The following is a 25,697-nucleotide window of genomic DNA, read 5'->3' on the forward strand; positions in this document are numbered from 1 at the left end:
GGGGCGTTCGTGGTGCTGGTGCTGGCGGGGGCCAGCCGGTGGGTGGTGACCGAGGTGCGCCCGGATGCGGAACCGACGCTGTCGTCGCTGGCGATGGGTTGCGGATGGGCGGCTCTGGTGAGCCTGATGTTGCTGCGCAGGGGGCCGGCACGGGTGTCGCTGCGGTCGTCGTGGCTGGGGGTGCTGGCGGGTGCGATGGTGTTTGCTGGGCCGGCGGTGGGGGCGCTGATGCACGCGAGGGGGTTGGATGGGCCGGGGCTGACGATGGCGCTGGCGTTGACGCCGGTAGCGGCGGGAATTGCGTCGGCGGCGCTGGGTATGGGGAGCCTGGATGGGGCGGCGGGGCGGATATGGCCGGGGCTGGCGGCGGTGGGTGGGTTGCTGCTGGTGCTGGCGGAGCCGAGCCTTGCGAACGGGCGGACGGATGTGGCGTTGTTGCTGGCGCCGGTGCTGACGGGTGTGGGCGCGGCGCTGTTCTGCGTGAGGGGTGGAGCGACGAGTTGGCGGGCGAGCTCCGCGCTGCTGGGTGGGACGCTGGTGTTTGCCGTGGCGCTGACGGTGGAGTCGGTGATGACGCGGACGCGGCCGGCGGTGTCGTTACTGGCGATGGCGTGCGATGGGCTGCTGGCGCTGTTGAGCATCTATGCACTGCAGCGACTGGGAGCGACGCGGTGGTCGGCGCAGTTTACGCTGCTTCCGTTGCTGGTGGTGCTGGAAGGGCTGGTGCTGGCGCATCAACCGCTAACGTTGCGCTGGGTGGTGGGGATCGCGTTGCTGCTACTGGCGAGCGTGTATCTGCTGCTGCCTTCGACCGAGGACATGGAGCAGGCCGTCGGTGTGGTACCGCGGTAAGTTCCTGACGTGCAATGTGGGGATTTTGACAGTGCCTGCTGCGGTTACACTTTGGTGCATGGCAGCGTCGATGTACATCGTGGTCGAAGGCGAGGACCCGGGCTACAACATCTATGTGAATGGGCGTATTCTCGCTCGGCATGAGGGCCAGGTGGAGCAGCTGGCGGTGCGGCTGGGTGTGCAGCCGCTGCTGGAGTTCTTTTCTGCCGATGAGAATTCGATGGCGCTGCTGATTGAAGAGGGTGCCGGGAACCCGGACCTGCTGCCGCGACTGCCGCCTCCGCAGTGGTATCAGGCTGAGGACGGGCTGAAGACGGTGAGTGCGCTGGTGGGGGCGGTGGAGGCCGATCCGGAGATGATGGGAGCCGATGGCGAGGAGCTGCTGCGGGAGCTGCGCGAGTATGAGCTGGTGCTGCTCAAGACAGCGGAGCGCGGGCTGCGGTGGCATCTGGCGGTGAGCTGGCGGTAGCGGCGACCCTCCCCCCCGGTTTTGGGGCTATGATCCGGAGCGGATTGGGGTTAGGGGTGGAACCCCTTCGCGACAGGCCCTGCTCTAACTCAGCTTTGTGACTGTTTTTCCTGAGCGATTAAGTCAAGCCCACCCCGGATCAAAACAGGCAGTTCAAGGCGTTCGGTGAAGATGACAGTCGATGCGGGAGAGTACTGCGGCCCGCGGTTGATTCCGCGGGCCGCAGTCGTGCCGCCGATGCTACTGAATGTTGAGAGTCAGGGCATTGGATGCAGGCGATCCCGGGTTCTGACAGGTGATGCTGACCGTGGCTGGTGCACTGACGTCATTTGCGCCGACTGCCACCGAGAGGTGTTGAGCGTCGATAAAGGTGGTTGTGTACGCTACGCCGTTCCAGAGTACGCTTGCTCCGGGAATGAAGCCGGTCCCGGTAACGGTGAGCAACTGGTTTCCGCTGCCGGAGGCGATGGCGTTGCTACTCAAGGAGGAGAGGGTTGGCGCGCCGTTCGCAGATGCCTCCGCTGGTAGTACGAAGGCGCCCCGCAGCAACATTAGCTGCGAGGGCGTCGAGGACCCTATGCCTCCTGTAACGAGCAGTGCAATCCCGTCCTGGCCCCAGCGAGTGGCGGGTACCGACTCGATAACGGAGTTGTTGGTCGGCAACAGCACCGAATCCTCGAGGATGAAGTGCTGAGTGTCGAAACGCTCGAGCACCACGGCCCGGGTCCCAGCCTCGTTGATGCCGAAGAGGAAGTCCTTCTTTGTCGTCTGGTAGGGAATAGAGCCGGCGCCGCTGAGGCCATAGCCATAGGGCCCCGGACCAAGTGGCAGGACGCCAATCTGAGTCAGCGGCGTGGTGGTTGGATCGACAATACCCCCGCTCGAACCGAAGAGCAGACCTTGATCGAGAGCGAGCGAACCGCTGAAGCCACCCATGCCGAGCATTGTGCTGCCGTCAATATTGTGGACTCCGGCAGCGTCCACGGTATAGCGGTAGATCTCCGCACCGGTCGATTGGTTGTCGTATGTGTAGGCGTGGCTGGAGTCGGGGAAGACAGCGTCGTTGAAGCCGAGGGATGAGTTCGGCCGCAGGGTTGCGGACGTTCCTGTGAAGTCCAGAATTCCCACGTTGTCGACGGAAACACTGTTCTCCAGGCCGGGTATCGCCGCCAGCGCATTCGCGGCGACAGGGCTGCTGAAGTAGCCAGCGCTTACGAGCGGCACCGTTGCATCGACCGTCTGGGAGCTGACGTTGAAGCGGGCGAGCGATTCCGCGCCACTGAGCCCGATGTAGAAGTAGTTTCCACCGGGGCTCTCGGCTATCGTGTTCGGTTCGCTGCCGACGGTGATCGGCGCGCCTACGGTGCCAGTCACGGGGTCGATGGAGACCAGACTGTTGCCAGCCGGTGACGTAGAGGTGCTAGGCAGGACTGCGAACAGCTTGCGGCTGTAGGGGTCATACACCATTGCGTTCGCGGGCACGGGCAGCAGACTGTACTCGCTCAGGGTAAGGCTGGCGGATGTTCCGCCCCCGGGTGCAGGATTGGTGACTGAAACAGCAGCCCAGCCGATCTGCTTGAGCAGCGATCCATCGACGGTAGCGGTTAGCTGGCTGGCACTGACCAGTGAGGTGGGCAGCGCCGTGCCGTTCCAGTTCACAACAGACGCGGAGTTGAAGCCCGTTCCGTTGACCGTCAGCGTGGCTGAAGCCACGCCGGTGGCAATCGCATTCGGAGAGAGGCTGGAGATGGTTGGGACCGGCGCATATAGCGAACCGGATGCGGTGGTCGTGGAGACGACGATGTTGTTGGACGTGACCGGGTCGTAGGTCTGAGAATCGACCGTGGCGGAGAGCTGAACGGCCCCAGCGACAGATGGCGTGGCGGTGATGGTCAGCGTCGCCGTGGCCCCGTTGGGGAGAGTGCCAAGGTCGCAGTAGAGGACGCCCGCTCCATTGCAGGTACCTTGCGAAACCGACGACGAGCCGTAGAGCAGGGTCGCAGGCATGCTCGTAGCCAGCACCACGCCGTTGGCATCGCTGGTTCCAAGGTTCTTGACCTGGACCTGATAGTTAAAAGCAGTTCCGGTCGTGACGGTTGCCGCGACTTGTGTCGTGACCTGGAGGTCTGCGGGCGTCGAACTGGTGTCCTTGACGACGCTGCCGTGCATGAGGAAGAGCTGGGTCGCGGTGTGGAAGGCGAGGCCGTCCTGCCCCCAGCGGACGAGGTCCGCTGGGTTCGAGAGCGTGGTTGTGCCTCCGCTGACCGCACCGATCCTGTTGATCCCCATGGAGGCGACGGGCAGGAATGTGGTCTCGTCGTAGCCGATCAGTTGCGCTGAGTTCACGACAACCCATGCGCGGTTGAGTGAGGAGTCAGAGTAGATGGGCCCGGTGGCTGCCGCGGGGGAAGTGGAGTACGTTGAGGCAACGGAGAACTGGCCCAGTGTGGCGCCGGTTGTGGGGTCCGTGACCAGGCCGTTTGGTGTATAGAGACGGCCGTTATCGTATTGAATGGTCGCTCCCGCAGCACTGGAGGGCAGTTGCGTGTAGCCAGTGACGCCGGTGCTATCGACTGTGAGCGCATACAGATAGCTAGAGACGGTATACGCCGCCAGATAGAGAGTCGACGCAGAAGCGCCGAAGGTCAGGGAGCCGGTGTTCGAGTCGAAATAGGTTGCGAGGCCGCTGCTGGTCTTTGGACGCGCCACGCCAGAGTCGAAGATGGTGACTACGCCGTTGGTGCCGTAAACAGCTACGGAGTTCGGTTGGCCCGGAAGCGCAGCTAAAGCGGCAGCGGTATACGGCGGATTATAGACACCCTGGGTTCCACCGAGCGAGAACTGGATACCCGCGACCCCGGTGGTGAGGTCCACTTGGCGAACAGCGCCAGCCCCGTTGAGGCCAACAAAGGCTTGGGTCCCGTCCGTGGACAGCGCCAGACGAGTGGGCTCGCTACCAACGAAGATCGTGCGCCGGATGGAGCCGGTGACGGGGTCGATGCCTACGAGACTGTTGCCGAGTCCCTGGCCGCCGGTTCCAGCGATGGTGGCATAGAGCAGGCCATCTGTCGTGTTGTAGGCGAGATCGTTGATCGGCAGTGCGAGGTAGGTATTGAATCCCGCTGTTGCCGAAGCCTGCCCCATGTTTTCGGGCGTCGCGATGCTGATGGTAGCGTCGCCGGGTACGGACAGATCCGAAGATGGAATCACAGCGGTCATGCTGCTGCTTGAGGTATAGGTGGTCACCAGCGGCGTGCCGTTCCATAGGACCACGCTGTCTGGGAAGAAGCCAGAGCCATAAAGGGTGATCGTCGTATCGGGACTGCCCAGCGCAGCGGAGCCTGGGTTGGTGGTGAAGGTGGCTGATGGATTGATGACGTTGATGGATGCGGGCTGGGAACGGACCGCCGCACCGCCGGTGACGGTCGCCGGGTTGGTGACGTAGATCTGCTCGACGCCGGTTTGATAAAGAATTTGCGAGCTGATCGTGGTGACGATCTGCGTGCCGGTCTGCGAAACGACAGGCAGAGTGTAGCCGTTGAAGGCCACGGTCGCAGTCGCGGCAAAGTTCGAACCCGTGATCGTGATGTTGGTGGAGGTGGTGGTTCCCGATGGGGGAATCTGAATGTAGTTCGGGCTGACGCCGGTGATCGCTGGAGGAGCGACAACCGGTAGTGCGAGCGCAGCGCTGCTGCCTGCGTTGGGGGCTGGATTGCCGACCGTAATCTGAGCTGTGCCGGCTGTTGCCAAGTCAGTCGCCGGTACAGAAGCCCTGAGCGAGGTCGAGCTGACGTAGGTGGTAGGAAGAGCCGTGCCGTTCCAGGAGACAGTGGAGTTTGCGATGAAGCCGGTTCCCGTCAGCGTGATGCCCGTGGCGGAGGTGCCCTGCACCAGGCTTGCGGGCGTGACGGCGGTCAGTACAGGCGCCGGACTGTTCACGGGGAAAGAGACGCTCGGAGAGGCAATAGGGAATGGAGTTGGGTTTTGTACGCTCACTGACGCGGTTCGCGCGTTGGCAACGGAGGAGGCTGGAACCTGGGCCGTAAGAGATGTCGCGCTCACGAACGTCGTTGTCAGCGCGTTGCCGTCTAACTGCACCACGGAGTTTGAAGAGAAGTTGGTTCCCGTCACGGTCAAGGTCGTGAGGCCCGAGCCGGCCTGCACTGAGGCGGGAGAGAGCGAAGAGATCGCTGGTACTGCGTAGACGGTCTCGGCCGCGGGCTGAGTATCGGAGCCTCCGGGGCCGGGATTGCTGACCGTCACTTGCGCGGTGCTGGCGGTCGCGACATCAGCAGCGGTGAGCGTGACGGCCAATGTGCCTGTGCTGAAGAACGCCGTGGGCCGGGCCGAACCGTTCCATTTGACGACAGAGTTCGACTCAAAGCCGCTGCCGCTTATGGTGAGCGTCGCAGCAGATCCAGCGGGAATGGAGGTGGGCGAGACGGAACTTACCGCTGGGGTAGGGCTCGTCACCGAAAAGCTGATCGCCGTGGACGACCCGCCGCCAGGGCTGGGATTGTTGACGGTTATGGAGACGCTTTCACCCGCGGAGAGGGCCGATGCGGGCACCTGCGCCTGGACCGAGGTCGCGCTGACATAGGTGGTCGAAAGGACCGTGCCGTTGAAGGTGATCGAGGAAGAGGCAACGAAACCGGAGCCGGTCACGGTGAGCGTCTGCGAGGCAGCACCCGCGGTGACGCTGGCAGGTGACACAGCAGTTACGGCAGGAACGGGATTATCTTGAGTCGGTTGAACCACGGTGTTCCCGGACCCGGCGCAACCAGTTTGAAGCAGAAGAATAGAAACAAGGGAGAAAGCAAGAGTGATTCGACGCACGAAGGCTCCATGAATCGTCCCCTGCTTTGTGAGACATGGGTAGGCGATTGCGTTGGGATTATGTTGAAGACTTCGCGAATGTAACAAACTATTTGAAGGAGATGCACTGATTAGGGGAGTTGATCAAGGAATTTCATACAGTGGGCCGAGGCCGAGGATAAATAAATCCATGATCTAGCTGAATACAGCGTGGCCGCTTATGAGGTGGCGAGGGCTTTGATGTCTTTGTTCTCGAGGATGGGTTTGGGCGCGCCGGTGAGAGCGGTGTGGATCATGGCGCGGGCGAGGTCCTGCAGGGTGCAGCCCTGGTTGGGGAAGAGCTTGATCAGAACAGGGAAGAGTGCCGCAAAGATGCGGTAGTAGGAGCGGACGTTTCGCTGGCCGGGCATGGGCTTCATGAAGCCGGGGCGGAGGTTGACCTCGTGGGCGAAGCCGAGGGTGGCGAGGGCGTTTTCGGTGCGGCCTTTGACTCGCGCCCACATGATGCGGCCTTTTTCGGTGCTGTCGGTCTGCGCGCCGGAGATGAAGCAGAAGGTCATCTGCGGATTGAGCGCGAGGAGCGTTGCGGCAAAGTGGAGAGTGATGTCGTAGGTGATGTGGGTGTAGTCGGGCTCGGACATGCCGGCGGAGCTGATGCCGGCGCAGTAGAAGCAGGCGTCGTAGCCGGAGAGTTGGTCCGTGACGGCTTCGAGGTGCATGAAGTCCGGGACGAGGAGCTCGCGGAGTTTGGGGTGGGCGAGGTCGAAGTGCTTGCGGTTGACGATGAGTACCTGCTCGATGGCTGGGTTCTGGAGACATTCGAGGAGGACGCCTTCGCCGACGAGGCCGGTGGCTCCGGTGAGGATGATTTTGAGGGGCATGTGGGCCTTTGTGGTGGGTCAATTTGTTGAGGTTCGACCCGTTATCAAAACTGTACGCTAATGGACCTGCTCCGCAGGCGCGCCATGCAGGCTGTGGAGAAGTTATAGCGGAATGCGATAGGCTTCTGTCGACGCACTGCAGACCTATCTCGTGTGCTGAACGGAGAGATGCGACTTATGACGACCCGCCGGACCGAATGGCTGCGTGTCTGCCTTGGCATCGTAGTGTTGGTGTTGATGGGCGGAGCGCGCATTCTGATTGCGCAGGCGACAGTGCCCACCTATGCGAATCCCAATGCCGATCCCGAGGCGCGGATCACCGATCTGCTCGCGCATATGACGATTGACGAGAAGATCCATGCGCTTAGTACCGATCCGTCTGTACCACGGCTTGGTATCGTCGGGACGGGGCATGTTGAGGGGTTGCACGGTCTCGCCCTCGGTGGGCCGGGCCATTGGGAGGGCAGGCTCAATCAAGCGGTGGTTTTGACCACGCAGTTTCCGCAGTCCCGTGGTCTGGGACAAACATGGGACCCTGCGTTGATCCAGCAAGCTGCCGCGCAAGAGGCGCTGGAGACCCGGTTTGCATGGCAGAAGTATCGGCGGGGTGGGTTGGTTGTGCGTGCGCCTAATGCCGATCTCAGCCGCGATCCGCGCTGGGGGCGCAGCGAGGAGAGCTATGGCGAAGACCCCTTTCTGGTGGGCACGCTTGCTACAGCTTTCACGCGAGGTTTGCAAGGCAACGATCCTCATGTGTGGGAGACGGCCTCGCTGCTGAAGCACTTTCTTGCGAACAGCAATGAAGACAATCGCGATGGCTCGTCCTCCAACTTCGATACGCGGCTGTTTCATGAGTACTATGCGGTGCCGTTTCGGATGGCGATTGAAGACGGCCATGCGAATGCGATGATGACTTCATACAACGCCTGGAACGGCGTGCCGATGGCGGCAAATCCGGTACTGCGCAGTGTGGTGATGGCGGACTGGCACTTTGACGGCATCCTTTGCACCGATGCAGGCGCGCTGACCAACATGGTGACGCATCACCACACGTACGCAGATCTTCCAACGGCCGCCGCAGCGGCGATCCATGCGGGGATCAACCAGTTTCTGGATAAGTATGACGCGCCGGTCCACGAGGCACTTGCACAGGGCCTTATCACCGAAGCCGATATCGACCGGAACCTTCGCGGCGTGTATCGCGTGATGCTGCGGCTCGGTGTCTTCGATTCCGATGACCACTCGCCATACGCGAGTATCGGTGTCGGTAGCGGGATTGAAGGCGACCCTTGGAATGCTGCTTCGGCGCGGGCGCTGGTCCGCAAGGTGACGGACGAGTCCATCGTTCTGCTGAAGAACGATCACAACACGCTGCCGCTGGACGCGGCAAAGACGCAGTCGATTGCCGTGATTGGGCCATGGGCGGATACGGTGGCGCTGGACTGGTACAGCGGGACGCCGCCGCGCGTGGTGACACCGCTTGAGGGGATTCGTCTGCGGGTCCCGAACGCCAAGGTGAGCTTCAGCGATGGCAAGGATGCTGCCGCGGCTGCGGCGCTTGCGGCGAAGTCGCAGATGGCGATTGTGATTGTGGGCAATCATCCTACGTGCAATGCGGGGTGGAACGTGTGCGCTTCTCCCAGCGAAGGCAAGGAGGCCATCGACCGTAAGAGTCTTACGCTGGAGGATGAGGCGCTCGTTGAGCGTGTGCTTGCGGCGAACCCGAACACGATTGTGGTTTTGCAAACCAGCTTTCCTTACACGACGAACTGGACGCAGGAGCATGCGCCCGCGATTGTGCAGATAACGCACAACAGTGAGGAGCAGGGCAATGCGCTGGCGGATGTCCTGTTCGGAAGCTATGACCCTGCCGGTCGACTTACGCAGACGTGGCCTGCGAGCCTGGACCAGTTGCCGCCGATGATGGACTACGATCTGCGCCATGGCCGCACGTATCTGTACTCAAAGCAGAAGCCTCTGTATCCGTTTGGATTTGGCCTCAGTTATACCCGTTTCAGCTACAGCGACCTTCGCGTGGAGCAGCACGGCGACATGGTCCATATTCATGTTTCAGTGGCAAATACTGGTGGCAAAGACGGAGACGAAGTGGTGCAGATCTATGCTGCGCATCAAGGCTCGGCGGTGTCGCGGCCACTGGAAGAGCTGGTGGCGTTCAAACGTGTGCCAATTGAACGTGGTCAGACTCAAAGCGTTGAGTTCGATGTGCCGTTGTCGCGGCTCGCTTACTGGGACGAGGCGTCGAAACGATTCGTGGTCGAGCGGGACCGGGTGGAGTTTCGCGCGGCGGCTTCGTCCGCTGACATTCGTCTGCGGAAGGTCATCGCCATCGAGCCAGAGGCGAACGCGCTGATTACTGGACGGTGAGGTTGGCGTCGAAGTCGACGACGAGGGCGTCGCCGTCGACCTGCATGGAGAGGACTTTGAGGTTGGTGAGCTGGATGTTGTAGCCGGTGCTTTGCGTGGAGGTCTGGACGAGCTTGCGGACCATGTCGGCTACGTTGACGCGCATCTTTTGCGGAAGCTTGCCGCTGAGGAAGGGGACGAGGAAGAAGTCGAGTTCCTTGTTGTTGGAGAGCTTTTCGATGCGGGCGTCGCGGAAGCCGAGGAACTCGCCCTGGGCGTCGGGGACGACGGAGACGTCGGCTTCGGTACGGAAGTCGAGGCCGAGGCAGGCGTGGCCCATGCGGGCGCCGAGCTTGGCCTGGGATTTGACGTGGATGATGATGCGGTCGTCCTTGAAGCTGACCTTGGGGTCGGAGGCGTAGGCGTAGCAGCCGTCGCCGGGCTTGCCGCGGAAGTAGTAGCGGCCGTCGGGTGAGTTGAAGAGCTGCTGGTTCAGCGTGCGTTCGAGGGCGCTGGAGGAGATGCGGATCTCGATGGCGTGGGCGGAGGCGGTTGCGAGGGAGAGTAGAAGCAGCAGAAGAGCCAGGGCCGGGCGGCGTATCATGCAAAAAGGATACCCGTCAGTCCATTTTCCTGTTGCGTATATCCGAGCGACAAGATCCATCCTCCTTGCATCCTTTCCATGCCTGTCCTGTGATTAGAGGCTGCCATCGCATTTTTCTCTAGGGTGTAGTTCGCATCTATATGTCGCGCCTTCAGCGCTCAGGACTGCGATTGGCCGATTCCCTAGGCCTTCGGCCTAGGCTGATATATGTCGCGCCTTTGGCGCTGAAAAGCGAGCGGCTATCCTTTGAGAGAAATGCTCTAACTGATGAGTAACGAAGAGGTTACTGGTTGGCTAGAGGACTTCTGCGCTGGACGATGGTTGCCAGATTCCTGTATACAGTTTGGGTAATCAGTCTGACTTATTCTGGTTTTGGACAGGGCCCGGTGATGCGATTTAGGGAATGTGTGGTTCGGCGGATGGCCGTGATGGCTGGGGTGGCGGTGGTGTGTACGGTCGCGTATGCGGAGCGGCCAGTGGTGAGCGTGCCGAGAGACTTTAAGACGGTGCAGGCGGCGGTGGATGCGGCTCCGGCGGGGGGCAGCATTATTTTGATTGCGCCGGGTGTGTATCGCGAGAAGCTGCATATTACGACCAACGGGATTGAGCTGAAGGGGACGGGCAAGAGCCCGGAGAAGGTGGTGCTGACGTGGGACGATGGCGCTCGCTATGTGGGCGGGACGAAGAACTCGGGCAGCGTGAATGTGACCGCGGATGACTTTACGGCGGAGAACCTGACGATCCAGAACGACTTTGAGCGGACCCATGACAGGAGCGAGGAGGGGTCGCAGGCGGTGGCGCTGATGATGACGGGCGACCGCGAGGTGCTGCGGCATGTGCGGCTGCTGGGGTATCAGGACACGCTGTATGCGAACAGCAAGACGTGCCACAACAGCAGCGATGCGACGGACAAGCCATGCCATGCTTCGCGGCAGCTGTTTGAGGACTGCTATATCGAGGGGCACATCGACTTTATCTTCGGCGATGCGAAGGCGGTGTTCGACCACTGCGAGATCCATGCGGTGGCACACCAGATTGTGACGATCACGGCGCAGAGCCGGCTGTATCCGGAGGAGGACTCGGGTTACCTGTTTCTGCATACGACGATCACAGAGGCCAAGGGCGTAGGGCAGATGTACTTCGGGCGGCCGTGGCGGCCGTACTCGCGCGTGTATTTTGTGGACACGGTGCTGAAGGATGCGGCGATCACTCCGGTCGGGTGGCTGGAGTGGGGCGGGCGGTTGAAGACGAGCGACTATGCCGAGTATGGGACAGTCGATGCCGAGGGCAAGCCTGTCGATGTGGGTGAGAGAGTTTCGACCTCGCGGCAGCTGACGAGCGACGAGGCGAAGGGGCTGAGTGTTGAGACATGGCTGACAGGCACGGACGGCTGGAACCCAGCGTCGGTGCAATAGTCCATCAGGGGCAGTCGCCTTGTTGACCTGGCTGGAAGAGAGATAAAAATGAAGCTCCTTGCGACGATTGCAGTGTTTGGGATGGCAGCGGTGACGTTTGCGGCAGAGGGGTTGGCCGCACAGGATATGCGCAGGGTGACAGAACCGGTGGTTCCGCCGGTGTGCCAGACGCTGAAGGCGGAGCTGATGGCGCCGGGTGGGATTGCCGCTGTCGATGAGCAGAGGCTGGATACGGCGCGATTGCAGAAGGGTCTCGATGGCTGTGCGCCGGGACATGCTCTGGAACTGGCGAGCGATGGTGAGCACAATGCGTTTTTGTCGGGGCCGATTGAGCTGCGGACCGGGGTGACGCTGCTGGTGGATAAGGGCGTGACGCTGTACGGCTCGCGCGATCCGAAGGTGTATGAAAAGAGTCCGGGAAGCTGCGGCGTGGTGAACGATGAGAAGGCCGGTTGCAGGACGCTGATCGTTGCCGACCATGCGGACGATGCGGGGATCATGGGCGATGGCGTGATCGATGGGCGCGGCGGGGCGAAGCTGCTGGTGGATGGGAAGGACTCAAGCAAGACGTGGTGGGACCTTGCGGAGGACGCGCGCGGGCACAATGGCCAGAAGGATAGGCGACAGCAGGTGCCTCGGCTGATTGAGATGAATGCGAGCAACAACTTCACGATCTATCGGATCACGCTGAAGAACTCGGCGAACTTTCATGTGGTGTATCACCATGGGGACGGGTTTACGGTGTGGGGGCTGAAGATCGATACGCCGAGGAAGGCGCGGAATACGGATGGCGTGGACCCGAGCGCGTCGAAGAACATTACGATTACGCACTCATACATTCGCGATGGCGATGACAATATTGCGATCAAGGGCGGCGATGGGCCGGTGACGAACATGACTGTGAGCCACAACCATTTTTACTGGGGGCATGGGATGTCGATCGGGTCGGAGACGAACGCAGGGGTGAGCGCGATCCGGGTGACGGACCTGTCGCTGGATGGGGACGACGATGCGATCCGGATCAAGTCGAACCCTTCGCGAGGCGGGCTGGTGCATGACGTGGTGTACGACGATGTGTGCATACGGAACTCGAAGGCGCCGGTGTTTCTGGATACGAACTATAACTATCCCGGCAAGGCGACGAATTTGTTTCCGGTGTACGAGGAGATCACGCTGCGGAATGTGCGGATCGCTGGCGGTGGGCGGTTTCAGCTGAATGGCTATGACCACACGCACCGCATCGGCGTGCGGTTCGACGGCGTGGAGCTTGAGGACCCGCCGGGCGACTACAAGTTTGTGGTAAACCACACGGACGTCACGCTGGGGCCGGGGCCGGTGAACTTTCCGCTGTCGGGGACGGACTCTACGGTGTCGGGCAAGGCTGGCAAAGGGAAGCTGGCGGGGTGCGCGGCGATGTTTGTGGCGTTTCCTGGAGAGGCAGGGAATAGGGAGTAGAAAAGCAAAAGAGCCTGACATGTGTCAGGCTCTTCTGCTTGGTGCGGCGATGTTTTGGGGTGTTACTTGGAGGCTACGACTTCATCGGCGGGGGGCTGGGTGGGGCCGAGGCCTAGCTTGATGAGGGCGCGGGAGTCGGGGGTGATCTTAGTCTGCCAGCCGTTGTCGCCCTGGAGCTTTGCCATCGCGGCGGAGGTTTGCGAATCCCAGACACCGGAAGGCTCGCCGTTGAGGTAGCCCTGCTTGATCAACGCCTGCTGGATCTCAGTGGCGCGTTCGGGAGCCATGCCGGAGGGCTCATGGAAGTGCGAAGAACGGATGTTCTTGTGATAGCGGGAGCTACTGTGCTTGACGCTGGCGTGGGTGTAGGAGTGCGGGTGCGTGCTGGCAAAGGCTGGAAGGGTTGCCAGCGCCAGGCCGGCCAGGACGATCTTCGCTATCTTCACTGAGGGAAAACGCATCTTGCAGGGCACCTCGGGGCGGGGACTGTGCCAAAGCTGTCAGGCAACTCGTCACAGACTAGTGAATTTGGGAGGATCGCGCAAGTGACTTCTGTTTTCCGGATATAGATATCGTTATTGGCGGTTGGGGTTCGGAGGGGTTGGGGCAAGCAACCTGTGGACGGAGGTGTGTAAACGCTCGGTGATCGCGGCCTCGGAATCGTTGGGAGTGAAGTGAAGTGGCTCTCCGACAATGACTTGCAGGACTTTGGGGCGGAACCAGCCGAACGGGTTGCGGGTTTTGGGCATTGAGGAGCCGAGGATGGCGAGGGGTAGAACGGGGACTCCTGACTGCTTGACGAGGAGGCCGATGCCAGGACGAAAGTTACCCAGGGTGCCGTCTGTGGTGCGGGCACCCTCTGGAAATATGAGAACGTGGAGGCCGCGGTCGAGGGCTTCGCCGGCGTGGGCGAAGCTGCGCTGGAAGGCGTGGCGGCGGGGTAGCGGGAAGACGTTGAAGAGGGCAGTGAGGAGCAGGTAGACGAGTGGGCCGGGCGGGTAAAGGCGGTCGGGGTGGGTGAGGCTTTCGGGATTGCGGAGGTGGCGGTAGTCGTAGAGCATCTCGCCGGCCATGGCAACGGCGAGGTAGCGGCGGATGGAGCCGGGGAGGGCGTAGGTGAGCAGCGGGACATCGTAGGTAGTGACGTGGTTGGCGACGAGGAGCATCGGGGTGGTGGGGAACGGGTTTGCCGGGCGGCGGACCGTGGGGTTGGCGAGAAGGGAGACGAGCGGGCGGAGGATGAGCTCGGTGAAGAGCGTGCGGAGCCAGCGGATGGGCGGTGACCAGGGCCAGTGCGGGTAGAGGAAGGTTAGGGTGGTTGCTGGCTGGATGGGGAGCTGGTGGATGGTGGAAGGTTGGGTTGGCGAGGCCTCGGTTTCGTGGGTGAGCCAGTGGCGGAGGTCGCCGAGGGTCTGGAGGGCGTCGAAGGCGGGGTGTCGGTGGGAGTGCCGGTGCGCTCTTCGAGGGCGGCGGCGAGCTGGACGCGGGCGAGGCTGTCGAGGTGGAGGTCTTCGGTGAGGCGGAAGGCGTCAGTGGAGTTGGAGATGGGTTCGCCGGTGAGATGGGAGAGGAGTTGGAGGAGCCAGTCCGTGTTGTGGGTGGGGGCAGTGCTAGGGGTCTGGGATTGGGCGAGCCAGGTGGAGACGGCGCGGCGGCGGACTTTGCCGGTGGAGGTGCGGGGCAGGTCGGGTTCGGGCCAGAGGACCCAGCGGGTGAGGCGTTGCGGCTCGGCGAGGCGGGTGTTGGCGCTTTGAATGGCGGCTGGGGCTTGATCTGGAGAGCCGCGCATAGCGAGGACGGCGCAGGGTTCGGGGCCGTTGGGGGTTTGAAGAGGGACGACGGTACAGGCGCGGACTGTAGGCTCCTGCTCGATGGCGGCTTCGAGGTCTTCTGGGTGGATGTTGACGCCGGAAGCGGTGACGATGACCTCGCTGGCGCGGCCCAGGAAGCGGAGCTCGCCGGTGGGTTGGGCTGTGACGAGGTCGCCGGTGGGGAGCCAGGCGTTGGGACGCTGGTGGAACTCGCCGTTGGCCCAGGTGGCGGTGGAGATCATGGGGCCGCGCACGAGGAGCTCGCCTTCGGGGGTGATCTTTGTTTCGCGGCCGGGGAGTGGCTTGCCGATGGTGCCGCGCTTGACGTGGAAGGGGTGATTGAGCGTGATGAGTGCGGTGGTCTCGGTCATGCCGTAGCCTTGGACGACAACGAAGCCGAGAGCGGAGAAGAACTGCTCGACGGGTGCGGGGAGCGCGCCGCCGCCGGAGACGAGCGCCCAAAACTTGAGGCCGAAGGCGCGATGGATGCGGCGAAAGCGCCACCAGCGCTTCCAGGCGGAGAGGCCTTTGGCGGCTTCGATGCTGACGGAGAGTGTGGGGTCAGTGAGTTCGAGATGGGTTTTGAGGGAGGCGAAGACACGCGGGACAGCGGCGAGGACGGAGATGCGTTCGTGGTGGATGGTGTCGATAAGGCGCGGGGCGGCGAGGCGGTCTTCGAAGTGGACCTCGGCGGCGAAGATGGGCGGGAGCCAGAGGCCCATCATCTGGCCGAAGACGTGGCTGAGAGGGAGCGTGTGCAGGAAGCGCAGCGGGTGAATCAGACGCTCGTAGCGGAGGTAAGGCTGGGCACCGGACTCGATGGGGGCGACGCTGGCGAGGATGTTGCCGTGGGTGTGGACGATGCCCTTGGGGTCGCCGGTGGTGCCGGAGGTGAAGAGGATTTGCAGCGGTGTGCTGTGGGTGAGGCCGGGGATCGCGGAGACTTCTTCGGTGGGGAGAGTGGCGAGTTGGTCGAAGGTGAGGCGTGGGTAATCGGCGGGGAGCTGCGCGAGGAGTGGCGCGTCGCCGAGGAGGAGCGTGGGGCGGACATCCGCGCAGATGCGCGTGGCGAAGTCGGCGGTGCCGTAGGCGTCGAGGGGGACGGCGATGGCTCCTCGGAGGATGCAGCCGTAGAACGCGGCGATCCACTCTGCGCTGTTGACGGCCCAGAGCAGGATGCGGTCGCCGGGCTGGATATTGTTGTGCTGAAGGTATGCGGCGAAGCGACCGGCGAGGTGAGCGAGCTCAGTGTAGGTGGTTGCGGTGCGGCGGTTGCCATGGTGGCGGACGATGGCGATGTCGCGGCCGTGGTGACGCATGTCGTCGAGGTAGGTGGCTACGCTGGGGCGCATGGAACCTCTGACACAAAGAATAGAGGCGCGGAGGTGAGTCCGCGCCCCTGGTCGATGCCTTGCGGCTTGAGATTACGGCAGGGTTCCGCCGACGTAGCTGCTACCGGCGGAGGGGTCCTGTAGGGAGCGGATGACGAAGACTACGTCGTCGCCGGACTTGAGGCCGGAGACGATGGACTGGTAGCTGGCGAGATCGGTGATCGGTTTGCGGTTGATCTCGGTGATGATCGCGCGCGGGCCGAGGCCGATGTTGTCAGCGAACGAGCCGGGCTTGACGCTGGTGACGGCAACCCCGCCCTTGATGTTGAGCTTGGTGGCCTGCTGCGGGGAGATGGCCTGGACGGTGATGCCCAGGGTAGTCTCGCCGATGTCGGTCTGGTCAGGCGTGGCGCTCTGGTCGCTGCCGTTGTCGATGTTGGCGAACAGCTTGGCGCGGTCCGCAATGGAGACATTGACGGTGTCGCGTTTGCCGCCGCGCAGGTAGGTGAGACGGACGGTCGAGCCCGGCTTCCTGGCGGAGATGATGTTGACCAGCGCATCGCCGTTCTTGACGGGGGTGCCGTCGATGGCGACGATGACGTCCTGCGGCTGCAGGCCGGCCTTGGCCGCTGGGCCGCCGGGGGTGACGATGCTGATCATGATGCCGCCGGAGGAGAAGCCGTACTCGCGAGCGACTGCGGAGGAGGTGGCAGCCTGGAACTGGATGCCGATGCTGCCGCGGATGACCTTGTGCTCCGGCCCGATGAGCATGTTGTAGACGTTGATGATGGTGTTGGAGGGCATGGCGAAGCCGATGCCTTCAGAGCCCGCCGACTGGGTGTAGATGGCGGTATTCATGCCGATAACTTCGCCGGCCATATCGACGAGAGGGCCGCCGGAGTTGCCGGGGTTGATGCTGGCGTCGGTCTGGATGAAGCGCTGGAACTGGTTGGTGGCGACGTTGCCGGGGCCGGGGCCCTCGTCGATGGTGCGGTCCTTGGCGGAGACGATGCCGGCAGAGACGGTCTGGGAGAGGCCGAAGGGGCTGCCGATGGCGAGCACCCAGTCGCCGACCTGGGCGCCGTCGGAGTTGCCGAGCTTAACGGTGGGCAGGGTCAGGCCCTTGGGGTCGATCTTGATGACGGCGATGTCGGTGTCCTTGTCGACGCCGACGACGGTGGCGGGACGGCCGGGGTCGCCGGGGGTGTCGTCCTGCGGGTCGGAGGCGAGCTTGACGTAGATCTTGTCGGCCTTGTCGACGACGTGGTTGTTGGTGATGATGTAGCCGCGGGGATCGACGATGTAGCCGGAGCCGAGGGCGCGGCGGACGCCACCGTCACCGCCGTCGTCACCCTGGCCGGGCTGGCCGCCGAAGAAGTGGTTGAAGAAGTCCTGCATGGAGTTGTCGCCGCCGTTGTCCTGGTCGTCACCGCCGCTGCCGTCGCCGCCGTTGGGGTTGGGCATGACCTGGCCGCGGCCACGACGTCGCGAGCTGGACTGCTTGGGCAGCTCTTCCGTGCTGATGTTCACAACGGCAGGGCTGACCTGCTTGACGATCGACGAGAAGCCGTTGGAGAGAGTGACCGGGTTGGGAATGGTCAGCGGACGGGCGTCGGAGGTGTCCACCTTCTGCTGATGCGCGCTCACGCTGCCGGTAAACGTGGAGCCAACGACGATGCCGAGGGTGAGAACGGCCAGCAGGCCAAAGGTGGTGGGCATATGGCCGCTGCGGACTCTGTTCCAGAGGGTGCGGCCAGATTTCGTGATCGATTCCATGTGGTTTTATCTTCCTCGTCTTCCATGATCTTCGCGGCGCGCCCGGAGGTTGGCTGGAGCGAAGAGATGTTAAGTGCGGCACGCAGATTTGCGCGGTGACAATTTGTTAAGAGCTCAGCCGAATCGGCGGGGTTGCACCTTGGGCCCGGCGATCAACTAAATACTCCATAGTTAGGATAGACGTGATTTCAGCGCAAAGGTCGCAAAGGGGCAAAACCTAATGGTGGGATGGCCGGGATGCGGGATGTTGGGGTGTGGATATCGGGTGCTGGCGGGCGGTAGTACAGGCAACAGCAAAGGCAAATACAGGTCTCTCCGCTACGCAGGACGATGAAGCTGTCCTGCTTCGGTCGAGATGACACTGCATGGGTGGGGGATGATGGTGCAGGTCATGTTTGCGTGATGAGGGTGCAGGCGTCGAGGAGCAGGAGGAGGATGCGGCGGAGGGCGAGGTCGCGGCCGGTGGGGTCGTAGGACTCGGCGAGGGTGTGGATGCCGGTGCCGGTGCCGCCGGCTCCGATGGCGAGGGCGGGGATGCCGAGCGAGAGTGGGAGGTTGGCGTCGGTGGAGCCGATGTGGGGCTCGGTGGTGATGTTAAGATGGCGGTCGACTGCGTGGAGGCTGTGCGCGAGTGGGGTGGTGGCGGCGAGAACTCCGGCGGGGCGGTCGCCGGTGCGGGCGACGCGGAGAGAGAGCTGGAGCGCGGGCGGCACGTCGCGGTTTTCGATGGCGAGGGTTTCGGTGAGCGTGCGCAGGATGGAGAGCTCGATGCGGTCGAGCTCGGCGGCGGCGGTGGAGCGGAGATCGAGGTCGGCGGTGGCGGACTCAGGGATGGAGTTGACGGAGGTGCCGCCGGCGATGGTGCCGATGTTGAGCGTGGTGCGCGGATGAGCGGGGAGGCGGAGGTTGGCGATGGAGAGCAGGCCGGAGGCGAGGGTGAGGATCGGGTTGGGACGGCCGGCGTCGGCCCAGGAGTGGCCGCCGGGGCCGGAGATGGCGACGCGGAGGCGGCGGCTGCCGAGGGCGCGGTCGACGATGGTGGCGGTGCCTGCGCCTTCGAGTGCGAGGGCAGTGCGGATACGGCTGGCGTAGGGCGACTGTCCGAAGAGGTGACGCATGCCGCGGAGGTCACCGGGGCCCTCTTCGCCTACGTTCGCGCAGAAAAGGATGGTGGCGGTGGGGGTGAGCTCGGCGTGTTTGAGGGCTGCGGCGAGGGCGAGCAGGGCGGTGAGGCCGGCGGCGTTGTCGCAGGCTCCGGGGCCGTGAATGATGCCTTCGCCTTGCTCGCGCGGATCGTCGAGGTGCGGGGTGGTGTTGGTGCCGGGTGGGAAGACGGTGTCGAGGTGCGCGGAGAGAAGGACGACGGGAGCGTCGGGTGAGAGGTTGCTAGCGGGGAGTTCGGCGAGGACATTGCCTTCTTTGTCGACGTGGGGTGTGTGAAGGTTGAGCTTGAGGAATTGGTGCAAAAACCATTGAGCCCGTGCTTTTTCCTGAAACGGAGGTGCGGGGATGGCGAGCATCTCAAGCTGCCATTGAACGAGCTGGCGGGAGTGCAGGTGCAGCCACTGAAAGGCCCGGTGGACGGCGCGGTCGGCCGCGAGTGCGGTGATGCGCCGGTTGTCGGCGGCGGTCATTGGGGGCCGTCCGCGAGGGGTTCGGTGTGTGGGGGATAGTCCACTTGAACAAGATACAGGCCTTGTGGCGGGGCGGTAGGACCGGCGGCGGAACGGTTGTGGGCGGCGAGGATGCTGGGTATGGCGGTGGGGGCGATGGCGTCTCGGCCGACGTCAGTGAGGGTGCCGACGATATTTCGTACCATGTGGTGCAGAAATCCGCTGCCGGTGACGCGGTAGACGAGCAGGTCGTCGCGGCGGGTGATGGTGGAGGCGTGGATGGTCTTGATGGGGTTGGGGCCGTCGGACTTGGTGCCCGGTTCGGTGGATTGAGTGCGCTGGGTGAGGTCGGGGTCGCTGGCGGCGAAGGAGGTGAAGTCGTGGATGCCGCAGAGGGTAGCGGCAGCCTGTTCCATGGGAGCCAGAGAGAGCGGCCAGCGGCAGTCCCAGACATAGGGCGCGAGGAATGGGGAGCAGATGCGTTCGACCGCAGGTAGGCCGGGCTGGGTGATGCGGCGCTCGAAGATGCGGTACTCGTAGGTTTTTTGGAGGACGCTGTGGCGGGCGTGGAAGGCCGGTGGCATCGGCTGGGCTGCGAGGACTCGGATGCTGGGCGGCAGGACGCGGTTGAGCGCTCGGAGCAGGTTGGTGGCGGGGATTGGGACACTGAGGGTAAAGGATGCGACCTGACCGAGGGCGTGGACGCCGGTGTCGGTGCGGCCGGAGCCTTGCGGGAGGACGGCTTCTCCGGTGACGTAGGCGATGGCCTGTTGCAGGGCGCTCTGAATGGTAGGCAGACCGGGCTGAATCTGCCAGCCGTGGTAGGGGGCGCCATCGTAGCTGAGGGTCAGCTTCCAGTTAGACATCGGTGCAGGACGGTTCAAGGCTTAATCGAAGGTATCACCGCGATGCCGCTAACGCATTGGAGGCATTTGGAGAAAGTATCTTCACTCTTATACTGTAGGGGCTTCCCACGGGACATGACAGAGACAATCCGGGGAACCGGAAGAGCTTGTGGATCGTACTGAGCCTTGTCGCATCCATTCGAAATAAGAAGCAACTGGAGATGTATACCGTGAGATTGAGGCATTGGCAGGCAGCGGCCTGTGTGGCTACCACTTTGTTGTCGACGCTGCCGCCAGGTGTGATGCAGGCGCAGCAGGGGAGCTCGAAGTCGCAACAACAGATGGAGCAGGAGTTCAATCAGTTGTCGCGTCCGACGACCGTTGCCAAGCCTAAGGCCGCCACACAGATAGCCGCCCTGCAAACTCCGGCCATTACGCCGCCTGCCGCTGCGACACAGACAACGTCCCCGGCTCCGGTGGCACCGCAGCCCGCAACGGTGTACGTTCCACCGCTGCCAACGCCCAAGCCCCGGCAGACGCAGGTGAGCCCGGTGGTCCCGGCTCGACCTGCGACGGTTGTGAATGACACGACCGGCACGAAGGGCCTGCCCCAGGCACCTGCTCCGAAGCTGACAGAGCCGCTGTACATGCGGCCGAGCCTGAGGGATTACAGCAAGGGCAAGCCGGGATATAAGGACCCGTTCCTGTGGTATACGGCGACGAACTATCCGCAGACGCGGCTGAGCAACTCGCCGCAATTGGATGACCTGTTGCGGGATGGCAAGATCTATCTGAGCCTCTCGGATGCGGTGACGCTGGCGATCGAGAACAACTACGATATTGCGATTGCGCGGATCAACCTGGACATTGCGGACACGGACATCGAGCGTGCGAAAGCTGGACAGAGTCTGCGCGGTGTTTCGACCGGCATTGTGGCGAACACGCTGGGCGGTACGACCTCGACCATTACCGGCGGCGGCGGGCCGGGCGGCACCAGCAGCGGTACAGGCGGTGGCGGCGCGGGTGCTTCAGGACTAGTGTTGAGCACCAACGGTGGTGGACCGACGCCGGAGCCACGCGATCCGTTGATCACCGGCACCTTGGAGTATGAAGATCTGCTGTCGCCCCAGAGCAACATCCTGCTGGGTGCAAACCTTGCAGCGCAGTACATGAAGACCAGTACCTATAACTTCACGTACCAGCAGGGATTTGCAACGGGAACACTATTTACTGCGACGTTCAATAACAACCGCATCACAACGAACAACCCTTATAGCGAGTACAACCCGTCGTTGACCTCGAGCGTTCGATTCCAGGCGACGCAACACCTGTTGCAGGGTTTTGGGCCGGCGATCAACAGCCGCTTTATTCTGCAGGCGAAGAATGACCGCCGCATTACGGACTCGGCGTTCCGCGAGCAGCTGCTGTACACCATCAACCAGGTGGAGAACATCTATTGGAGCCTGGTGAGCGCGTATGAGGACGAGCAGGCAAAGGAACGCTCCCTGGCGCAGTCGACGCAGTTGAGCGCGGACAACCGCAAGCAACTGGAGATCGGCACACTGGCGCCGCTGGATGTGGTGAACTCGGATTCGACGGTGGCGGCAGACCGGCAGGCGCTGATCGCGTCGCAGACAAACCTGGAGTACCAGCAGTTGCTGATGAAGCAGGCGATTGCACGCAACCTGAACGATCCGCAGTTGGCGACGGCGCCGGTGATTCCGACTGACCGCGTGGCGCTGGACCGGCTGCCGGAAGAAGATATGCCTATCGAAGGCCTGGTGCGTGAAGCCTACGAGAACAATCCGCAGATTGAGCAGGCTGTTCTGAATATGAAGAACAACCAGATCACGATCAGAGCGGAGAAGAATGGGCTGTTGCCGACGGTGGATGCGTTCGGATTTTATGGCGGGAGCGGAATCGGCGGCACCGGGTTGACGACTGCGGACCCGATTACGGGACAGCCGGTATCGCTGCCCTCTTCGGGGTTGGGAAGCGTATTGCAGAGCGAGTTCAACAACAGCTCGCCGGACAAGGGTTTTGGTGTGAACGTCACGATCCCGCTGCGGAACCGGACGGCGCAGGCTGACCAGGTGCGGTCTCAGATGGAACTGCGGCAGTCGGAGATGCGGCTGCAGCAGCTGTACACGCAGATCCGGATTCAGGTGATCAATGCGCAGTATGCGTTGACGAATGACCGCGCGCAGGTGGCTGCTGCTCGGGCCTCACGCGACTATGCGATGCAGAGCCTCGATGCCGAGCAGAAGAAGTACAAGCTGGGTGCTTCAACGACAGCCAATGTGCTGCAGCAGGGAAGGACGCTTGCGATTGCGGAGAACACGCTGATCTCGGCGACGGCGGCGTATGCGCGTGACCGTGCGGCGTTGCTGGAGCTGGTGTCGAACACTCTGGATCGCTACGGCATCAGCGTGAATGACTCGTCGTATGGTCGGGTGGCCTCGCCACCGGTGATTCCTGGATTGACGGCGCCGCAGCCTCTACCGGCTGTGAAGCCGATCGGTTCGCGATAACGTAGACAGAATATTGCAGCAGGGTGAGGCCGTGGCGAAGGTGCCGCGGCCTCGCTGTTTAAGCGCATGCGATGCGGCTGAGGTAGGCTGGAAGAGATTGGAGTTTTGACGATGAGTGAGCAGCACGGGAACGGGCCAGAGAACGCTTTGGGGCAGGCGGCGTCAGCGTATCTGCGGTCCGCGCGGCACCAGCCGATTGCGTGGAACGAGTGGGGCGAAGAGGCGTTTGCAAAGGCCGCCGCGGAGAACAAGCCGGTGCTGCTGGACATCGGTGCGGTGTGGTGCCACTGGTGCCATGTGATGGACCGTGAGAGCTATGAAGATCCGCGGACAGCGGCGCTGATCAACGAGCACTTTGTGGCGGTGAAGGTGGACCGCGATGAACGGCCCGATGTGGATGCGCGGTATCAGGCCGCGGTGGCGGCGATCAGTGGGCAGGGAGGCTGGCCGCTGACGGCGTTTCTTACGCCGGAGGGCAAGCCATACTTCGGTGGCACGTACTTTCCGCCGGAAGACCGCTATGGCAGGCCGAGTTTTCAGCGTGTGCTGATGACGATGGCCGATGCGTTTGCTGCACGGCGGGATGAGGTGGAGGACTCGGCGGGCAGTGTGCTGCGCGCGATTGAGCATAACGAGAGCTTCTCTGGCCGCGCGGGTACGCCGGGGCCGGAGGTGCTGGCGAAGCTGATTGAAGTTGCGATTGCACAGTTCGATGAGCGCAACGGCGGGTTCGGGTCGCAGCCGAAGTTTCCTCATCCCGGGGCGATTGATCTGCTGATTGATGCGGCTTCGCGAGGTGGTGAGGATGCCGCGCCGGCGAAGCGTGTGGCGACGGTGACGCTGAAGAAGATGGCGGCGGGTGGAATCTTCGATCAGCTGGCGGGCGGGTTTCATCGCTACTCGGTGGATGAGCGCTGGATTGTGCCGCACTTCGAGAAGATGGCGTATGACAACAGCGAGCTGTTGAAGAGCTACGTGCATGCGTACCAGAGCTTTGTCGATCCGGAGTTTGCCGCCGTGGCGCGAGAGATCCTGCGCTGGATGGATGAGTGGCTGAGCGATCGCGAACTGGGCGGATTTTATGCGTCGCAGGATGCGGACGACTCGTTGGATGACGATGGCGACTACTTCACGTGGACTCGGGATGAGGCTGCGGCGGTGTTGAGTGCGGATGAGTTTGCGGTGGCTGCGGCGTTCTATAACCTGCGACCGGTGGGCGATATGCACCACAATCCGCTGAAGAACGTGCTGCACCGGGTGGCGACGGTGGAGCAGATTGCGGGTGCTCAGAAGCGTGATGTGGATGCGACGCGCGAACTGCTGGCAGCAGTGCAGAAAAAGATGTATGCGGAGCGGCTGGAACGTAAGACTCCGTATGTGGACAAGACGGTGTACACGGGCTGGAACGGGATGTGCATCAGTGCGTATCTCGCAGCGGGCCGTGCGTTGAACCGGCCGGATGCAGTGGCGTTTGCGCTGAAGTCTTTGGACCGCGTGCTGGCGAGTGCCTGGGATGCAGAGTTGGGGCTGGCGCACGTGGTGGCGTATGGCGAGGGCGGCAGCGCGAAGCGGATCGCAGGTGTGCTGGAGGACTACACGTTTGTGGGGACGGCGGCGCTGGATGCGTGGGAGGCCAGCGGTGAGCTGCGCTACTTTACCGCAGCGCAGCAGATCGCGGACCGGATGCTGGCGCGGTTCTGCGATACGGAAGAGGGCGATGCGATGAGTCGCGGGTTCTTCGATATGGAGAAGGACGCGGGCGGCATCGGAGCGCTGAGCACGCAGCGGAAGCCGCTGCAGGACTCGCCGACACCGGCGGGGAATGGTGTGGCGGCGTCGCTGCTGGTGCGGCTGCATGCGCTGACAGGCGAACGCCTGTACCTGTCGCGGGCGATCGATACGCTGGAGACGTTCTCCGGTGTGGTGGAACATTTTGGGCTGTATGTTGCGAGCTATGCGCAGGCGTTGCGGCGGGCGCTTGAACCGCCGATACAGGTGTGCGTGGTCGGCAGCGACGATGCGGCGGATGAGCTGATGGTCGCGGCGATGGCGCGGTTCGCGCTGAACAAGAGCGTAATCCGGCTGCGCTGGGAGCAGCTGAGTACGCTGCCTCCGGCACTGGCTGAGACGCTGCCGTACCTGACGGCTGGGCAGAGCGTGGCCGTGGTGTGCCAGGGGAATTCGTGTTTGCCGCCGATACACTCGGCCGAGGAGCTGGTGACGGCGCTGGCGGCGGCGACTACCTGACGAGCACTGAGTGCAGCAGGACGGAGGCGCCGTTCCATGCGATCTGAACGCCGATGCAGAGCAGGATGAAGGCCATCACGCGGAGGATACCGTGCGCGGTGGCCGGTGGGATGGCGTTGGTGATACGCGGCGCGTTGGCATAGCAGAGGTAAACCAGCGCGCTGAGAACCAGTACCGCGAGGAAGAGCCCGCCGTGCGCCAAGAGGTTGTGCGTGAGGTTCTTGCCCGCGGTCCTGGCGCTCAGGGTGAGCATGACGACGAGCGTTCCTGGGCCGGAGGTAACGGGGAATGTGAAGGGATAGAAGGCCTTCTGCTCAAGGGTGGACAAGCGGGTGTCGGAGGCGATCTGGATCTCCTCGCGCTTGCTCTGGCTGCTGGCTTCGGCGTCGGGTTCGTTAAGGACGGACCAGCCAATGGCCGCGATGACGAAGCCGCCGGAGACCTGAACGATGGGCAGCGAGATGCCGAAGAAGTGCAGAATGGCCGAGCCAAGCAACTCCGCGACGGCGAGAAAGATGACATTGTTGATGGCAATCTTGCGTGCGAGGGTGCGGCAGGCGGAGGCGGGCATGTCTCCAACCAGACCCATGAAGACGAGCGAAGAGCCAAGCGGATTGATCAGCGGCAGCAGAGCGCTGAATGCGATGAGAAACGTGGTCCAGATCAGCAACAATGGAGCTCCAGAGAG

17 protein-coding genes are annotated in these 25,697 nt (G+C 62.9%); 7 read left to right on the plus strand and 10 right to left on the minus strand.

The features are described 5' to 3' along the window. Positions 1 to 9: 9 nt before the first annotated feature. Positions 10 to 852 carry a hypothetical protein gene (locus GOB94_RS00475; RefSeq protein WP_182277021.1) on the plus strand — a complete coding sequence of 281 codons (843 nt, stop codon included), beginning with the start codon at positions 10 to 12 and terminating at the stop codon, positions 850 to 852. A gap of 58 nt (positions 853 to 910) precedes the next feature. Further along, the gene (locus GOB94_RS00480; protein ID WP_182277022.1) at positions 911 to 1,321 is read left to right on the plus strand and encodes a hypothetical protein; all 411 of its coding nucleotides are present in this window, start codon (positions 911 to 913) and stop codon (positions 1,319 to 1,321) included. A gap of 240 nt (positions 1,322 to 1,561) precedes the next feature. Here the strand turns inward: GOB94_RS00480 and GOB94_RS00485 are convergent, their stop codons facing one another. Further along, complete coding sequence (locus tag GOB94_RS00485; protein ID WP_346265632.1) at positions 1,562 to 6,157, minus strand: IPT/TIG domain-containing protein; 4,596 nt, start codon at positions 6,155 to 6,157, stop codon at positions 1,562 to 1,564. A gap of 197 nt (positions 6,158 to 6,354) precedes the next feature. Further along, positions 6,355 to 7,017 (minus strand): NAD-dependent epimerase/dehydratase family protein, encoded by a 663-nt coding sequence (locus GOB94_RS00490; protein WP_182277024.1) that lies wholly within the window; start codon positions 7,015 to 7,017, stop codon positions 6,355 to 6,357. A 177-nt stretch (positions 7,018 to 7,194) separates the two neighbouring features. Here GOB94_RS00490 and GOB94_RS00495 point away from each other — a divergent pair, with 177 nt between their 5' ends. After that, positions 7,195 to 9,402, plus strand: a complete 2,208-nt coding sequence (locus tag GOB94_RS00495) for a glycoside hydrolase family 3 C-terminal domain-containing protein (protein ID WP_255484114.1) — start codon at positions 7,195 to 7,197, stop codon at positions 9,400 to 9,402. Here GOB94_RS00495 and GOB94_RS00500 read toward each other — a convergent pair. Next, entirely contained in the window at positions 9,389 to 9,985 is a 597-nt protein-coding gene (locus tag GOB94_RS00500) for a hypothetical protein (RefSeq protein ID WP_182277026.1), read from the minus strand. The genes GOB94_RS00495 and GOB94_RS00500 overlap by 14 nt on opposite strands. A gap of 389 nt (positions 9,986 to 10,374) precedes the next feature. Here GOB94_RS00500 and GOB94_RS00505 point away from each other — a divergent pair, with 389 nt between their 5' ends. Together GOB94_RS00505 and GOB94_RS00510 are read left to right on the plus strand one after the other, a co-directional pair. Next, the gene (locus tag GOB94_RS00505) at positions 10,375 to 11,400 is read left to right on the plus strand and encodes a pectinesterase family protein (RefSeq protein WP_182277027.1); all 1,026 of its coding nucleotides are present in this window, start codon (positions 10,375 to 10,377) and stop codon (positions 11,398 to 11,400) included. Between the two features lie 48 nt (positions 11,401 to 11,448). After that, positions 11,449 to 12,855 (plus strand): glycosyl hydrolase family 28 protein, encoded by a 1,407-nt coding sequence (locus tag GOB94_RS00510; protein WP_255484115.1) that lies wholly within the window; start codon positions 11,449 to 11,451, stop codon positions 12,853 to 12,855. Between the two features lie 62 nt (positions 12,856 to 12,917). Here the strand turns inward: GOB94_RS00510 and GOB94_RS00515 are convergent, their stop codons facing one another. The 6 genes from GOB94_RS00515 to truA form a co-directional block, all read right to left on the minus strand. Continuing rightward, positions 12,918 to 13,316: a peptidoglycan-binding domain-containing protein gene (locus GOB94_RS00515; protein ID WP_182277028.1), complete on the minus strand. Its 399-nt coding sequence runs from the start codon at positions 13,314 to 13,316 to the stop codon at positions 12,918 to 12,920. A 114-nt stretch (positions 13,317 to 13,430) separates the two neighbouring features. Next, on the minus strand, positions 13,431 to 14,021 hold the full coding sequence (locus GOB94_RS00520) for a lysophospholipid acyltransferase family protein (protein WP_182277029.1): 591 nt from the start codon (positions 14,019 to 14,021) through the stop codon (positions 13,431 to 13,433). Positions 14,022 to 14,164: 143 nt separating this feature from the next. Further along, entirely contained in the window at positions 14,165 to 16,018 is a 1,854-nt protein-coding gene (locus tag GOB94_RS16985) for an AMP-binding protein (protein ID WP_182277030.1), read from the minus strand. 72 nt (positions 16,019 to 16,090) lie between these two features. Beyond that, a complete protein-coding gene (locus GOB94_RS00530) occupies positions 16,091 to 17,773 on the minus strand; it encodes a trypsin-like peptidase domain-containing protein (RefSeq protein WP_182277031.1) in 1,683 nt (560 codons plus the stop codon). Positions 17,774 to 18,162: 389 nt separating this feature from the next. Then, positions 18,163 to 19,407, minus strand: a complete 1,245-nt coding sequence (locus GOB94_RS00535) for a M20/M25/M40 family metallo-hydrolase (protein WP_182277032.1) — start codon at positions 19,405 to 19,407, stop codon at positions 18,163 to 18,165. Beyond that, complete coding sequence (gene truA, locus GOB94_RS00540; protein WP_182277033.1) at positions 19,404 to 20,252, minus strand: tRNA pseudouridine(38-40) synthase TruA; 849 nt, start codon at positions 20,250 to 20,252, stop codon at positions 19,404 to 19,406. Before truA ends, GOB94_RS00535 begins: the two co-directional genes overlap by 4 nt. Before the next feature lie 242 nt (positions 20,253 to 20,494). Between truA and GOB94_RS00545 the strand changes: the two genes are divergently transcribed. Beyond that, positions 20,495 to 22,762, plus strand: coding sequence for a TolC family protein (locus tag GOB94_RS00545; RefSeq protein ID WP_255484116.1), 2,268 nt, complete (start codon positions 20,495 to 20,497; stop codon positions 22,760 to 22,762). A gap of 111 nt (positions 22,763 to 22,873) precedes the next feature. Next, entirely contained in the window at positions 22,874 to 25,009 is a 2,136-nt protein-coding gene (locus tag GOB94_RS00550; protein ID WP_182277034.1) for a thioredoxin domain-containing protein, read from the plus strand. Here GOB94_RS00550 and GOB94_RS00555 read toward each other — a convergent pair. Continuing rightward, positions 25,002 to 25,679 carry a MarC family protein gene (locus GOB94_RS00555; protein ID WP_182277035.1) on the minus strand — a complete coding sequence of 226 codons (678 nt, stop codon included), beginning with the start codon at positions 25,677 to 25,679 and terminating at the stop codon, positions 25,002 to 25,004. The two genes, GOB94_RS00550 and GOB94_RS00555, sit on opposite strands and share 8 nt — an antisense overlap. Between the last annotated feature and the right edge of the window lie 18 nt (positions 25,680 to 25,697).

The organism is Granulicella sp. 5B5 (genome assembly GCF_014083945.1).
Classification (GTDB): domain Bacteria; phylum Acidobacteriota; class Terriglobia; order Terriglobales; family Acidobacteriaceae; genus Granulicella.